Genomic DNA, 16,091 nt, shown 5'->3' on the forward strand with positions numbered 1-16,091 from the left:
CTTAAAGTATATGTTAACTCATTACGGAACCAAATAAATATACCGGCTGGTGTGATGGTACACCTGTTGTACCAGGCGGCTGATTTCCTGCAACGATACACCATCGTCTGATCTCCTTCAACATGTTAAAACGATTCAACGAAATGAATAACTTTCCCGAAAGTCCCGCTGTACACACGTCTGTACTTAGTAAGCTGATTCACAGCTGTATTGAAGAGCAAGCACAATTATTGCCGGAGCAAATTGCACTGGCAGATGACACGCACCGGTTAACCTACCGGGAGCTCAATGAGCAAGCCAACCGGCTGGCTGCCTGGCTACAGCAAACGTATTATATTCGTCCTGATGACCCGGTAGCGTTATGTTTCGACCGCGGCGTGGAGTTTGTCGTAGCGGTGCTGGCAGTGCTGAAAGCCGGCGGCGCCTATGTACCTGTCGCACCATCCTACCCGGAGGAAAGAATCGCCTATATCCTGCAGGACGCCGCTGTAAAAGCAGTACTGACACAGGACGTATGGCATAATAAACTGGCAGGTATTGGCCAGACTGCACCAAACAATACCACGCCATTACCGGTGGTGGCCATAGACCGCGCCGACTTCCGGAAGGAACTAACCACCTGGCGCGCTATCAATCCGGAACCTGCCGTACTGCCGTATCATCTGGCCTACATTATTTATACCAGTGGTACTACCGGCCGCCCCAAAGGCACGCAGGTAACACATCAAAGCGTGGTACACCTGGTAAAGGAAGTAGACTATGTAAACATAACACCGGCAGACAACCTGTTGGCGCTCTCTACTTTCTCATTTGACGGCGCTGTATTCGATATTTTCGGTGCCCTCCTGAATGGCGCCGCCGTATTCATCGCCGACAAAGAAAGCATGCTGGATCCCGGCAAGTTGGAACAACTGATCATCCGGCATCAGATCTCCCTCTTTTTTGTAACAACCGCGTTGTTTAACACCCTCGTGGATGAACAGCTGCCAGGCCTCAGTCGCCTCCGTCAGATCCTGTTTGGCGGCGAACAGGCTTCTCCCGTGCATGTCGCAGACTTCCTGAAAAACTATCCGGAGGTGCAGCTGACTAACGTATACGGCCCTACGGAATGTACTACTTTCGCTACCACCTTTTTATGTAATCAGCGGTTGGCGGAAAATGCCACCGTAGTACCTATCGGCACCGCGATTACAGGGGCAACAACTTATGTACTGGATGAACAACTGCAGCAGCAACCAGCAGGTGTGGTAGGTGAGCTGTACCTGGGTGGCACCGGCGTAGCAAGAGGCTACGTAAACCTGCCGGAACTGACTGCCCGTCATTTTATACGCAACCCATTCCGAACGGCCGCACAGGTGGCTGCCGGTACCCACGAAAAATTATACCGCACCGGCGATCTCGCTCAGTACCTGCCAGACGGCAACCTGGTGTGCCTGGGCCGTATAGACGGGCAGGTAAAAATCAGAGGCTATCGTATTGAACCGGATGAAATAGCCGTAGAATTGAACACATTGCCGGGAGTAAAACAGGCGGTAGTAGTGGTACAGGACGATGCGGACGCCCGGAATAAATTCCTGGTAGGCTATTATGTGGCAGACCAGGAGCTGGATCATGTAGCATTACTGGAACAGCTGCAGGGCCGCCTGCCGGAGTATATGATCCCTGCAGGATTGGTGTACCTGCCGGCATTACCACTCACCGCCAATGGTAAAACCGATAAAAATGCGCTGCCGAAATACCAGCTGGCAGTAGAAGATACAGGGCATGAGCCGGGTAGCGAAGCTGCAGCTAAGCTGGCGGAGATATGGAAAGCCGTATTGAAACTGCCTTACATTGATACCCGCAAAGGATTTATAGAACTGGGAGGTAACTCCATTATTGCGATCACGCTCCGCTCCAAGATGAATAAAGCCGGATTCCCGATGACGCTGAGAGATATTTTCCATTATAAATCCATTGAGGAAATTGTTAAACATCTCTTTACAACCCAGGAAAACAAACAGCTGCAAACACCGGAAGAATTACTGGCATACCTGGAGGAGCGCACCGGCACCCGTTTTTACTACCGGGAAGTAACGATAACGAAGGACGGGAGAAAAGGAAAAATACGTGTCCTGTATACCCGGCAACTGGTTAATCTCGCTGCTCATGAAATAACGGCGCTGTTGAGAACACAGGTTGTTACGGCTATACTGCCGGAATATTTTAGCCTGGATGGCCGCCTGTCGGAACTACCGGAAGATGCCGTGCTGGACGAAAACGCGTTGGGGGCATGGCTGGGATTGCAGCCACTGGACAACCTGGATATCAGCTACTACGAAACACAGTTCACCCAGAATCTGGCCCGCCTTGATGAATGGGTCAAAACCAAACCAGTCATCGATAAGCATGCCCTGTCTACGATGCAGCAGTTGCAGATCGGATTTAAAACCCCTGCCAGTGCAGCCGTGATGCTGATAGAAGGATATGTGGATATACCATTACTGGAAAAAGCCTATAGTATCCTGATCGAAAAACAAGGCTTGCTGCGCAGTATTGCCGTAAAACAGGAAGAGGGGTATGTATGGGAAGAACATAGTTATGATGCCACTGCCTTTACACCCGCAGTGCTGGTGCTTGATCTGAGAGGATATCAGGCAACGCCGGAGGCACTGGAAGAAAGAGTAGGTGCCTTGCTGGCCTATAAATACGAGCCGGATACGTTATTGCACCAGTTGGTCCTGTTCCGTACTAACCAGCGGGAAAATCATTTGCTCATGGTATTCAGCCACGTGATTTTTGACCGGGTAAGCGGCGAAGTAATCAAAGGGCAGCTGATGAACTATTACAATGCGTTGTTGCATCAGCAGCCATTGCCGGAAGAAGAAATGGTCTCTTTCGGTGCTTATACAGAGCAGATCAACAAAGGCCCGCAACAACTGACCGAGGCCAATGTACTCGCAGCGTTTGAACTGGAAACATACTACGAAAGCAAACAAAAAATGAAACAGGCCGTGAAGGGCCTCGGATCAGAATGGAGTTATGAATTTAACATCAGCGTACCCGTGGAGGGCAAACTGGAAGAGGTAAACGGATGGGAATTGGGCACGACATTATTTGCGAGAGCGATGGCCCGTTACCTGGGCATTACGGCCGTTCCCGTATTATTTGTATGCGAGGGCCGTCAGTACGAAGAAAACGGATTTTACAATACCGTAGGCGAGTTTACGGATATGGTACCGATGGTGGTACATGCAGATCACCAATCCAGCGAGATCCGGACCAGCGTATCCGGCCGCCTCGCCCAGTTGAAAAAACATAACCTGAACTTCCTGAATATCCTGATGCATCCCTCTTTCCGGAATACCTGGAGCAAAACAATCCGCCTCATGGATGTCGGTGAAAACTTTGAGTTCATGGATATGCTGATGTTTAACTTCCTGGGTAACCGCGAAGACGAAGATATGCTGGCGATAGAGGAATCGGTAAAGGTAACCCCCAATCCATTGCCAATGTATTCTTTGCTGAACTGCATTACAGCAACTGCACCCGGAAGACTCATATTCCTGTTCCGTACCAGCTACACCGTCGATATTGAGCGGCTGCGTAAAATATTCCGGCAGGTAGTACAGGAATGGTAATACCAACGGTTTCGTATAAACGGATTGAATATTCATCACATTTGGATTAACCCATGACTATGTTTAGTAATACCCTATCTCATAAAGTACCTGCGTGGCGGGATCAACGGGGCCAGTACCCGTTGACCCCCTCGCAGCAAAGGATGTGGATCATCAATCGACTGAATGGTGACAGTACAGCATATAACTCACCTGTGGTAAGAAAGATAACCGGAGAACTGAATGTAAGAAAGCTGAAAAATGCTTTTGTGCAACTCGTTCAACGGCATGAACAGCTAAGAACGGCTTTTGTACTGGTGGGAGATGAACCCGTGCAATACCTGCAGGAGGTGGATACCATTGATTTTACGGTCATAGATCATGTACAGGAAGCAGACCTGCAGGAGGTCATCGCAAAAGCCATACAACCTTTCCAGCTGAAACAGGCGCCGTTGATGCGGGCAGTCTTGTATAAATTAACCAATGGATGTTGTGTGTTGCTGACAGACATGCATCACATCATTTCAGATCTCCGGTCTGAAAATATATTGATCAATGATCTTTTTCGCTTGTATAACCAGACGGCGCTACCAGACATTCCCGTACAGTATAAAGAGTATGCGGTATGGTTAAAAGAAAACGGGCAGGCGGCACAGCTGAAAGAAGAAGAAGCCGACTGGTTGTCGAAACTCAGTGGTGAACTACCCGTATTGCAACTGCCCGCCGATTTCAACAGACCACCGGTATTTAACTTTGAAGGTACCATCCTGCACTTTCCGGTGACCCCCGAACTGGCTGCTGCAATCCGGCAAACCGCTGCGGCAAATAATACGGCCATCTACCGGGTTTGTCTGACGGCTTTATTTGTACTGTTGAATAAATACACTTTTCAGGAAGATATCATTGTAGGCATGCCGCGGGAAGTACGGCCGGAAGCAGAGATGGCAGCAGCAATCGGTTTGTTTATCAATACCCTGCCGGTAAGAGCCCTCGCAGCCGGCGGAAAAACTTTCCGGGAAATATTGCAGGAAACAGATGCCTATACCACATCGGCACTGAATAACTTCCGGTATGATGTAGGCTATCTGGTAGAAAAACTACACATCAAAAGAGATCCGTCCCGGAATCCTTTGTATGATGTGCTGTTTTTTCATCAGCAGATGAGTAGTAGTAATTTTGAGCAACTACAGGTAACGCCTGTGGAATTCATACATCATAAAGCAGAGCTGGACCTGACCTTTGGTATTATTGAAACAGATAACCAGCTGCACATCTCTATTGAATATTATACCGGTATTTTCAAACAGGCAACCATCGAAAAGATGAACCGCCATTATCAGCAGATCCTGACAATGGTGACCGCCAATCCGGATAGCTGTCTAAAGGATATACAGATGATCAGTGACGCGGAAAAAACACAGCTGCTGCACGATTTTCATCCGTTTCATCCGCCTTTTCCTGCAGGTACCATTGATCAGCTGTTTGAGCAACAGGCAGCTGCGGCACCGCAACAGCCGGCACTTCGGTTCAAAGGCCACACCATCACCTATCAGACGTTGAATGAACGTGCCAACCAGCTGGCGTGGACCTTACTGCATAAAGGGATTGTGCCGGGGGATGTAGTAGCGCTGCTGGTAACACCTTCGGTGGAAATGATCGTAGCGATCATGGGAGTGCTGAAAGCCGGCGCAGCGTATCTGCCCATTGATCCGGGATATCCCGAAGAAAGGATCACGCATATGCTGGCCACCGGTCATGCGGTATTGCTGCTCACGGCAGAAAAACTGCCGGACTATCAGGAAGGGCTACACGCTGTTGTGCTGGACCTGCACGATCCGGTCATCAATACGGCGGCGCGTACCAATCCGGCAATACCGCATCAGGCCCATGCAACAGCCTATGTGATGTACACTTCCGGTACTACAGGACAGGCGAAAGGGATATGCGTGCGGCATAGTAATGTGGTACGTATGCTGGCAGATACGCCACATCTGAATGTTTTACCGGCAGATCGGGTGTTGCAACTGGCCAATTATGTTTTCGACGGATCTGTATATGATATATTCAGCACGTTGTTAAACGGCGGTACGCTGGTACTGGTACCGGCGGCAGAACGGCAAGACATTGCCCGGCTGATCACCCTGTTCCGGGAGGAAAATATTTCCTTCTCTTTCTTCACCACCGCCTTATTCAATACCATCGTGGACAATGCGCCGGCCGCTTTAGCCGGACTGCGCAAAGCGGTGATAGGAGGAGAAAAGGCATCGGTGGTACATGCCCGGCGTGCCCTGGAAATCATGGGGCCCGGTAAACTGATAAACATGTACGGGCCAACGGAAACAACCGTCTATGCCACTTACTTCGTCATAGCCGAAGTACCGGCTGATACGGTAGCGATACCCATCGGTCCTCCGGCTGCCAATACCCGGTTGTTCGTGTTAAATGGCAATACCCTGTTACCACCTGGTATTCCGGGCGAGTTATGTATCGGCGGCGCCGGACTTACTGCCGGGTACCTGGATGAAACACTGATGGAGGGCGTATTTGAAACCCTGCCTTTCTCCGAAGGTACGCCTGTATATCGCTCCGGCGATATCGTAAAATGGCGGGAAGATGGTATGCTGGATTTTATTGGCAGAAGAGATACACAGGTGAAAATAAGAGGGCACCGGATAGAAACCGCAGAAATAGAAGTACAGCTATACAAACACCCCCTGATCAATCAGGTAGCCGTTATTGTAAAAGAAGATGCCCGACAGGATAAATACCTGCAGGCATATTATACGACTGCCCCGGATAAGACATTGCTGCCGGAAGAACTACGTGTTTTTCTATCGGCCATATTGCCCGCATATATGGTTCCGGCTTCCTTTACCGTATTAACAACCATGCCCCTGACCGGGAATGATAAGCTGGACTATAGAGCATTACAATCGCTGTCGGGAGAAACCGAAAATATAACGGTGGCGTATATACCACCCACTTCTCCTACAGAAATCCAACTCGCGGCGATCTGGCATGATATCCTTAAAAAAGATAAGATCAGTATTACGCGCAACTTCTTTGAATGTGGCGGACATTCCCTGACGGCTACTATCTTGTCTATCCGGATTCAGGAGGCGTTTAATATCAGCCTGCCGCTGACGGAAGTCATGCAACAGCCTACCATTGCCGGTCTGGCTGTTCGCATTGCCTGGTATCAGGCACAGACCGCAAACCGGGTTGCCAGCATTACCCGTGCCAAAAGACGCCGGTATTATCCGCTGGGATTTTCAGAAACAATGATCTATTTGCATCAGCATGCGACGCAGCAGAACCATACTTATTGTTCTGTATTTCCGATGTGGGTAAACGGTACGCCTGATCGTAATAAATTACAGGAAGCCATAAAAACAGTGATACAAAGGCATGAAGTGTTCCGCACGGCTTATGTCATGCGGGATGGAAAGCCTTTTGTGAAAATATGGCCGGAAGCAGAACTGGAGCTACTATACCAGGAAGGAAGCGAAGCCGATATTGTGCCCTTACTGGCCACACTCCGCGCACCTTACCTCCTGGAGAAGCCACCGCTTTTCCGTGCTGCCTTGCTGAAAATAGATACCGATAAATATCTGCTGGCGCTGGCCAATCACCATATCGTTTCAGATGGTGTGACAGAAACCTTGTTCATGCGGGAGATCAGTCGCTTATACCAGGGAGAAAAACTGAAGCGGGTGCCCTTGCAATATAAGGACTACACCATGTGGCAACAGGCACAATGGGAGGGTGGTTATTTCCAGTCGCAGGAAAAGTTCTGGTTGCAGCACCTGCGTGGCCCGCTACCGGTATTGGAACTGCCAACGGATTTTAAAAGACCTGCCCCTTTCGCATTTGATAGCCGTACCATCTATTTTGATTTCCCGCCGCAACTCTCCCGGCAACTGCATGACCTGGCAGGTACGCAGCAGACCACCTTGTTTATATTGCTCTTTACGGCTTACACCGTGTTGCTGCATAAGTATACAGACCAGGAAGATCTGATTGTCGGTATTCCCATGGCCAACCGGCCTTATGCCGATCAGCAGGAGCTGGCAGGTATGCTGGTCAATATGGTGGCCTGGAGAAATTATCCGGCGCCGGATAAAACATTCCGGGCTTATCTGGAAGAAGTGAAAGCTGCAGCGATAGATATCTATCAGCATCAGGAATATCCTTTCGAAAAACTCATCAGCCTGTTGCCGTTGGAAAGGGATGCTTCGCGGAATCCTTTATTCGATACCATCTTTGTATTACAGAATATGGGAGCGCCGGTGCTGGATATTCCGGGGCTGCACATGCAGCCTTATCCCGATGAAGGAAAGATGTCGAAAGTAGACCTGACGGTAGAGGTGACAGAGGAAGCAGGAGCGCTGCAGCTGAATATCAGTTATTGCAACGCGTTGTTCAGACCGGATACGATTCACCGGCTCGGTGGCCACTTTATACAGCTGCTGACAGACCTGGTAGCCGCCCCCGGAAAAACACTGAAAGACCTGCAACTGCTAACGCAGGCCGAACAACAACAACTGCTGGTGGATTTTAATCAAACCAGTCAGCCTTATCCCAGAGATCAGACGTTATACGACCTGTTTGCGCAACAGGTGCGGCTACATCCCGGCAAAGCAGCCGTGCGGATGCAAGACATAACACTCACCTATGAGGAGCTGGATAAAAAAGCAACATTTTATGCGGACAGGCTGTTACAGATGGGCGTAAGCCCCGGGCAGCCGGTGGCGCTCATTACGTCCCGTTCTCCTGAAATGATCATTGGCATATGGGCCATATTGCGGGCCGGCGGCGCCTACGTACCCATCGATCCGGAGTATCCGGACGAAAGGGTGGAACAGATCATGGCCGACAGTACAGCGGATATCACCGTAACGACTTTTGACATCTATGCCACTTACCGCTATCAGGGAAAAATACTGATCGTAGATAATGATGCACCGGTCACCGATCCCATTACCACTACATTTCCGGAGATAACGCCGGAAAGCCTCGCCTATATCATGTATACCTCCGGCTCGTCCGGAACACCTAAAGGTATTGGGGTGCAGCATTATAATGTGATCCGTACGGTTACACAAACCAACTACATCACCCTGACGCCGGCGGATAACCTGTTACAGGTATCCAACTTCGCTTTTGATGGATCGGTGTTCGATATTTTTGGCGCGCTGTTAAATGGAGCCGGACTCGTTATGCTGCAGCAGACAACGCTGACAGATGGAAACAGGTTAGCTGCGTTGATCCGTGACAGTGAGATCTCTGTGATGTATATACCAACAGCCTTGTTTAATGTTTGTATAGACACCAACCCGGCTTGTTTTGCACCGCTACGGAAGATATTCTTCGGTGGCGAACAGGCTTCTGCAGCACATGTTAAAAAAGCCCTGGCGCATTTGGGGGCAGACAAGCTGGTGAACGTATATGGCCCTACGGAGACGACGGTGTTTACTACCTTCTATCCGGTTACGGCTGTTGCAGAAGGAGAGAATATTCCTATTGGCAGGCCACTCGCCAATACAAAGCTATATGTGCTGAATAACAGCAATGCACTGAATCCAATAGGCGTGCCTGGTGAATTGTATATTGGCGGAGATGGTATCAGCACCGGATATTGGGACCGGCCGGCACTCACCCGGGAGAAATTCAGTGAGCAGGCACTGGTGCCGGGCACCATACTGTATCGCACCGGCGACCGGGTAAAATGGCTGCCGGATGGCAACCTGGTATTCACCAGCCGTACAGATGACCAGGTGAAAATCCGTGGCTTCAGAATTGAATTGGGTGAGATTGAAACAGCGCTGGGCAGATACCCGGATATCACACATGCTGTCGTAACCATCAAGGAAAACAATAAATCAGGAGAAAAACACCTTTGTGCCTGGTATGTATCGGATGAGGAAATCCGCGATGAAACACTGCGCAGTTATATGGGCCGCCTGTTGCCGCATTACATGATGCCGGAATGGTTTATCCGGATCGACAGACTACCGCTGACCAGCAACGGTAAAACAGACCGGAAGGCGCTGACAGCAGATAACAGCGGATGGGTGGTACCGGAGAAATACCTGGCACAGCTGGAACGGCAGTTTGTAGCGCCGGAAAGTGAGACGGAAAAACAGGTGGCCGGCATCTGGTGCGAAGTGTTTGGCCTCGACAGAGTAGGAGTGCAGGACAACTTCTATTCGCTGGGAGGGCATTCCCTGAAAGCATTGCAAATAGTAAACCGCTTGCAGCAACAAGGATATGCCGTGGCTGCCAACGACCTGTTTAATTATCCGACGGTGTATGAACTGGCGGCTCATTGTGTCCGCAAACAAACAGCTACAGTACCCCGGCGGCAAACCCCGGTTAATAAAACCGTCGACCTGCCGGCGGGTACAGATTTTCCTTTGTCGGCAGTACAAGCCCGTTTCTTCCAGCGGGAGATGAAAGACCGGAATATTTTTAATTCACCCTTTACGATCCTGTTGCAACAGCCGGTGCCGGCTGCTCAGATGGCAACAGCGCTCAACGAAATACAACAGGTACACCAATCGCTGTTACTGCGTTTCCGTAAAAATGAAGCCGGTACCTGGACGCAGTTTTACAAAGAAGATCAACCGGAAGCCTACTTCCGTGTGATAGATGTATCCGGAACGGATAAAGCTGCACAGGTGGATGTGATTACCAAACATTGCCAGGCGTTGCAGCTGGAGTTCGACATTACCACAGGTCCCTTGTTTAAAGTGCTCCTGTTTGAAAATTACCAGGAGCCGGGTAAACAGGTGCTGTTTTTCCTGGTACATCACCTGTTGTTTGATGGAATCTCCTGGGAAGTATTTATAGAAACATTCCGGCGCCGGTGCCTGAATATGGCAACGACAGACCTGATACAAACAGCCTCCTACCGGGACTGGTGCGTGCGACTGAACAGCTATGCGCAGGAACACGACTTCACGGCGGCGAGGGCCTACTGGAAGCAGGTGCTGGCGGGGCAGCCTTTTATGCCGGATGCGATGCCTACCCCTTATCCGGTACATCGGGACATGGCATACATACGGGCAACACCTTTGCGTACAGCAGCAGATCTCACTGCCCTGCAACAGGCCGTACATCATTACCAGGCCAATATATTCAACATACAGCTGGCTGCTTTTTATTGTGCCTGCCAGCAGGTACAGCACCGGAATAATTTGCTGATCAATATCCTGACGGCACAGCGGGAATCATTTTTTGATGATATACGGGTAGACAGCACCGTGGGCTTTTTTGCCGGCGCCTATCCGGTTTGCATTACTGCCGCCGCTACCCATGTGGTAGATTATCCCGGCGTGATAAAGGCCGTGAAGGAAAGTCTGCTGGGGGTACCGAAAGCAGGGCTGGATTACCTGGTGCTGAACCACCTGGTGCCGGATACAACGATACAAACGGAATTGAAGCAGGACTATCCCGTGTTGTTTCACTACCTGAATCTGATATCGCTGCAAACAGAGAATGGTTTTTATCAGCCCCTGGAACTGCCGGTAGGCATTACCCACTCGCTGGATAATCCATCATCCTACCTGCTGAATATCACCGCTACCCTGACGGAGGGCGGGCTACAAGCCACCTTCTATTACAGCAGCATCCATTTCCGGGAAAGTGTGATCCAGCAACTGTCGGCAGCCTTTGAGCATCACCTGTTACAAATCATTCATCTTAATAAATAATAAACTACAGCAAAATGAAAGTATTTGAGTACTGTCCTTTTTTCAATGAGAACAAAATGGCCGAAATGAAAATTAAGGAAACGGCTTATTGGGTAGATGAACTACATCTCAGTGAGGGCGACAGGAATTTCAGTTATGAAAGCAAACCGTATAACTTCGATTCCTCCCTGCTGACCAACAAGGTAAAGTACCATCAGGTAAAAACAGACCCGCTGTTTTATCCGCCGTTACCCAAACAGGATTACTATAATCTGGAAACCTGCACGGCAGAAACGTTTGATGCCTGGTACTGGAACCTGTTGAGTAATAATATGGGCTACTACAATGAAGCGGTGCAAAGAAGTAATACTGCTTTCCTGAAAGAGATTGTAGGAGATGAAGATATTATTATCCTGTCAGATCTGGATGAAATACTGGACAGCCGTTTTGCAGACAGGATTATAGATGAAGTAAAGAAACACCAGATCGTAACGGTAAAGCTGCATTTCTCTGTCTTCTACCTGAATTTGTTTGCTGACAGAAACCATGGTGCGCCGGATTTCAGCTACCGTACTTTTATCATGACAGGCCGGTATTTCAAAAGAATGCCTTTCACGGCAGATTATCTCCGTAAGAAAGGTACTTCCGCCGGCCTGCTGAATACCGTGCATTGCATTGACGATTATATGGGCTTCCATCACTCCTGGATGCAGCATACCACCAATGCTTTTTCCAAGCTGAAAGCCTTTGAGGCGAATGTGCAGGACAAAGGATTGATCCGGGATGATTTTGCCGCCAATGCGGTACGCGATAAACGATTATCTTATTTAAATGCCAACCTGGAAGTAGATAATGAGCGTCCTTTTTTACGGGGAGTGCTGGCCACCAATACGGAAGGGATGTGGTATGAAGAATAGCCGGTGAAAAGTCCGGGAATAAGGCGGAGGATCACCACCTTATTCCCGGATCGTTGTTTACAATCGGTTCAGGAAGTCGCCCTTGCGCCGTTGGGAAATTTCCAGTTTGGTACCATTGGTCATGATAAGATAACCACTCTTGCCTTTGATATAACTTTTGATGAAACGCAGGTTAACGATAGACGTATTATGAATACGGCAGAAGTTATTGGCACATAGCAGCGTTTCGTAGGAGCCCAGGTTACGGGAAGAAATCAGTTTGGTATTATTCACCAGGTGGAAGGTGGTATAGCTGCCTTCGGAATGGCACCAGATAATATCTTTCATGTCAATAAATTCGTACCCGTTCACGGTGGCGATACTGATCTTTTTATCCGGATTGCTTTGTTGAATCAGGCTATGAAAGAGCGTATCAATATGTTGGTTTTTTGTTTTTTCGTTGATACGTTTCCGTGCCCTTTCCACCGCTTCCTGAAATTCGGGAATGCCAATGGGTTTCAACAGGTAATCTACCGCGGAAAACCGCACAGCTTCTACGGCATAATTATCAAAGGCGGTGATACAGATCAGTTCAAAATTCCGGGAAGTCAATTTTCTCAACACATCAAACCCTGTTCCGTCTGCAATCTGAATATCCATGAACACCAGGTGAGGCGCCTTGCTTTCTATTAATTGCACACTTTGTTCTACACTACCGGCAGTTCCGCATAATTCCAGGTCTGTTGTAAACTGTTTGATCAGGTCAAAGATCACATGCCTGCTTTTTTCTTCATCTTCGATAACAATGGTCTGTATTATCATAGTTGACTATTTGATATAGGAAAAAATAAACGGACAATCGTACCGGACGCTGTTAATCCGGGCACCGCTTTGTCGGTTATTTCGAATAGTATTTTATCTTTCAGTACCGTGTTCAACACATTGATACGGCTTTCAGTGATCAGGTTGCCGGAAGGTTTGTACCCCGGCAGATTCACTTTCTTATCCTGTGCCGACGCATAAATACCTTTACCGTTATCATCAATCGTACATACCAGGTAGTTCCCCGAACGCCGGAAATCCACCTGTACAAATCCCTGTTTGTTTTGCAACCCGGAGATGCCATGTTTAATAGCATTTTCCACATGCGGCTGTATGATCATGGCCGGCACATACAAGGAGGTCAGTTGCAGGTCATCTTCCACCTGAATCTTATAATCCATCCTTTCACCCAACCTTAACTTTTCCAGACTGAGGTATAGTTCCAGGATCTTTATCTCTTCCGCCAGCGTAATATCTGCGGCTGTACTGAGCTGCAGTATTTTCCGGATCAGGGTAGAAAGCTTATGCAGGTATAGGTTTGCATTGACCGTATCCGCCCGGAGGATATAATGCTGAATGGAACTCAGACAATTGAAAATGAAATGAGGATTCATCTGCGATTTTAGTGCCATCATTTCCAAATCCACCATTCTTTTTTTAAATTGATAAGCTTTGTCTTTTTGCAGTTGCTGTCGCCGGGAGTAGGCATATACGCCCAGACCCATGATGATGGCGGTTAGGAAATAAGTACAGCCTATAAACCAGGAGGTTTTCCAGAAAGGAGGATTCACCACAATCATCAGCCTTTTTACCTGCTCACTTTTATTACCCCATCTGTCTACTGCCCTTACCTCAAAGGTATGGGTGCCAAAGGGGAGGGTGGAAAATTCCAGGGAGCCGGTGGCCGAGTTGGTCCAGTTCTGGTCCAGGTTTTTGAGCCGGTATTGGTAATACATCTGTTTGCCGCTCCGGAAAGAAATCCCCGATAATTCGATCAGCAGTTTGTTCTTTTTATAGTCTACCCATACGGTATCATGTGGTATTACTTCCGTGTTGCCATTGATAATGGCATTGATGTTGATCAACGGACTTAACATGCCATCGGCGGCATCATTTCTGGGAATAAAGCAGATACCCCGTGCCGTGGCAACAGCAATATTCTCTCCGCTGACGGCAGTCTGGTTGACATCAGAAGAAATCAGCCCTTCATTTTCTGTAATGTTGCTGATCGTATATACAGGTGTCTGATGGTACCAGCGATAGGCAATGCGGGAGATCCCTTTATCGGTAGATACCCAGGCCGCGTTACCGTCGAAAAGTATATGCTTGCACATATCACTTAACATGCCCTGTTCTTTTCCGATTGCGGTGAGCCGGCCGTTTTTCAGTATTTTAAGTCCCTGTTGCGTAGATACCCAGATGGCCGAATCCGGTGCAATGTCAATATGATTGATAATGCCTCCCAGGTCCGGAAATTTTTGGGCGAGATTATATAACTTTTTATCAATGTAGGCATACACCCCGTTGAGGGTACCCCAATAATAGTTGTTGCCCTCGCCGGTGATACAGGTGGTTCTTTGGGAGAAAATGGTGGTAAACCCGCCGATGTTATACGGATTGACCTCATGTACTCCTTCGCTGCCGGCGGTTACCACGGAAGAATCGGAGTTAATATACACAGCTTTGAGTCCTGTCCAGGAAAGTATTTTTTTGCTGTGTTGATCGGGATACAGGAAATGTAATTCATAATCGCTGATCACCATAAACTTATCCTTACCATAAGGCCGGATGTCCAGGATCCGGTTATTGTTGGTATGATGCCAGCGGGAAAACAGTTTTCCTTGCAGGGTGTTCGGATTAACAGAAAGAATATTCCCATCTGCAAAACCTGCAATCAGCTGATCTTTGTTGATAGACAAAATACACTTTACATCTTTATCTGCAATAGCGGGAATACCAGATAGGTAGTAGGAGTGGAGGTTCGGGAGATAATACACGCCTTCATTATGCGTTGTCACCCAATAGCCCCCTTCCCGGTCTTTGATAATAGATGTACAGAATGCTTTCGGGAAAAAGGAACGTACCTGCGGATGACCGGAGAATGGATGTTGTATCTGAATCAGGCCCCGGTTCCGGCTACATAACCACACTGAGCTGTCATTTTCATAAAACATCGTATTGAGATCTACGTATTTTAAATGCAGGGACGACAGGGGGAGCACTACCTCCAACCGGTTGCTGTCTGCCCGGAACAGGGTGTCGGTACAAAAAGCAATAGCCGATGTTGCCTTATTCATCGACAGCATCGATTTCATGGTCAGCGACACATACCCATCCTGCTGCGTATAGGGGAAGGTAAAGGTGCGGGTGCCACCGGTGGTTTTGATCGTGAGGGCATAGTCGTAGACACTGGCCAGCGAAAAATAATAATTGATTTTTTTATCGGAGGAAGTACGCAATACCGGCCAGTTAAAAGAGTCACAGGGTGGCGGCTGTACCATGCCTCTGAACCGCCATTGACCTGGCAGGTTGGCCGATGTATAGAAACCATAGTCCAGTAAATCCTTACCTCCGATCAGTTTCCGCGCCAGAAACAGGATAGAGTCGCTCAGAAAATCCTCGCAGATAGCCAATACGCCTTCACAGTGTGGTATCTTCCGGATAGCGCCTTTATAAAAAACAGACGGATAACCCGACATGGAAATAAACCAGATGTTATTGTACTTATCAAGATAGAGTTTTAGAATTTCATTATCCGGTAACCCATCTTCTTTGGTATAGTTCTTAAATGTTTTACCGTCAAAGCGACTGACGCCCTGGCTGGTAGCGAACCAGATAAAGCCATTTCTGTCCTGGAGTGCCTGATATACGATGGTGCCGGGTAGGCCATCTTTTACCGTATACTGGGTATAAGATAACTCCTGGGATGCGGCACGGAAGCCCGATAGTAGCAACAGTATAGATAACAGTAGTCGACGCATGACGTGGTTTCCAGGAAAATATTAAAAATGAGGGAAATAGGAAGATGTGCTAAACATGATTTACAGATTATTGCTCTTTTTTACACAGTGATACATGAT

At 48.4% G+C, this 16,091-nt stretch carries 5 protein-coding genes; 3 read left to right on the top strand and 2 right to left on the bottom strand.

Going from position 1 to position 16,091, the window contains the following annotated elements; genetic code table 11:
• Positions 1-143 precede the first annotated feature (143 nt).
• From OL444_RS17870 to OL444_RS17880, 3 genes are all read left to right on the top strand, one after another.
• On the top strand, positions 144-3,620 hold the full coding sequence (locus tag OL444_RS17870) for a non-ribosomal peptide synthetase (protein WP_264730938.1): 3,477 nt from the start codon (positions 144-146) through the stop codon (positions 3,618-3,620).
• A 59-nt stretch (positions 3,621-3,679) separates the two neighbouring features.
• Positions 3,680-11,314, top strand: coding sequence for a non-ribosomal peptide synthetase (locus OL444_RS17875; RefSeq protein ID WP_264730937.1), 7,635 nt, complete (start codon positions 3,680-3,682; stop codon positions 11,312-11,314).
• Between the two features lie 65 nt (positions 11,315-11,379).
• Complete coding sequence (locus OL444_RS17880; RefSeq protein WP_264730936.1) at positions 11,380-12,210, top strand: hypothetical protein; 831 nt, start codon at positions 11,380-11,382, stop codon at positions 12,208-12,210.
• A gap of 57 nt (positions 12,211-12,267) precedes the next feature.
• Here the strand turns inward: OL444_RS17880 and OL444_RS17885 are convergent, their stop codons facing one another.
• Entirely contained in the window at positions 12,268-13,011 is a 744-nt protein-coding gene (locus OL444_RS17885; RefSeq protein WP_264730935.1) for a LytR/AlgR family response regulator transcription factor, read from the bottom strand.
• Positions 13,008-15,992, bottom strand: coding sequence for a sensor histidine kinase (locus OL444_RS17890; protein WP_264730934.1), 2,985 nt, complete (start codon positions 15,990-15,992; stop codon positions 13,008-13,010). The genes OL444_RS17885 and OL444_RS17890 overlap by 4 nt, the downstream gene beginning before the upstream one ends.
• Between the last annotated feature and the right edge of the window lie 99 nt (positions 15,993-16,091).

It is taken from the genome of Chitinophaga nivalis, assembly GCF_025989125.1.
GTDB classification, from domain to species: domain Bacteria; phylum Bacteroidota; class Bacteroidia; order Chitinophagales; family Chitinophagaceae; genus Chitinophaga; species Chitinophaga nivalis.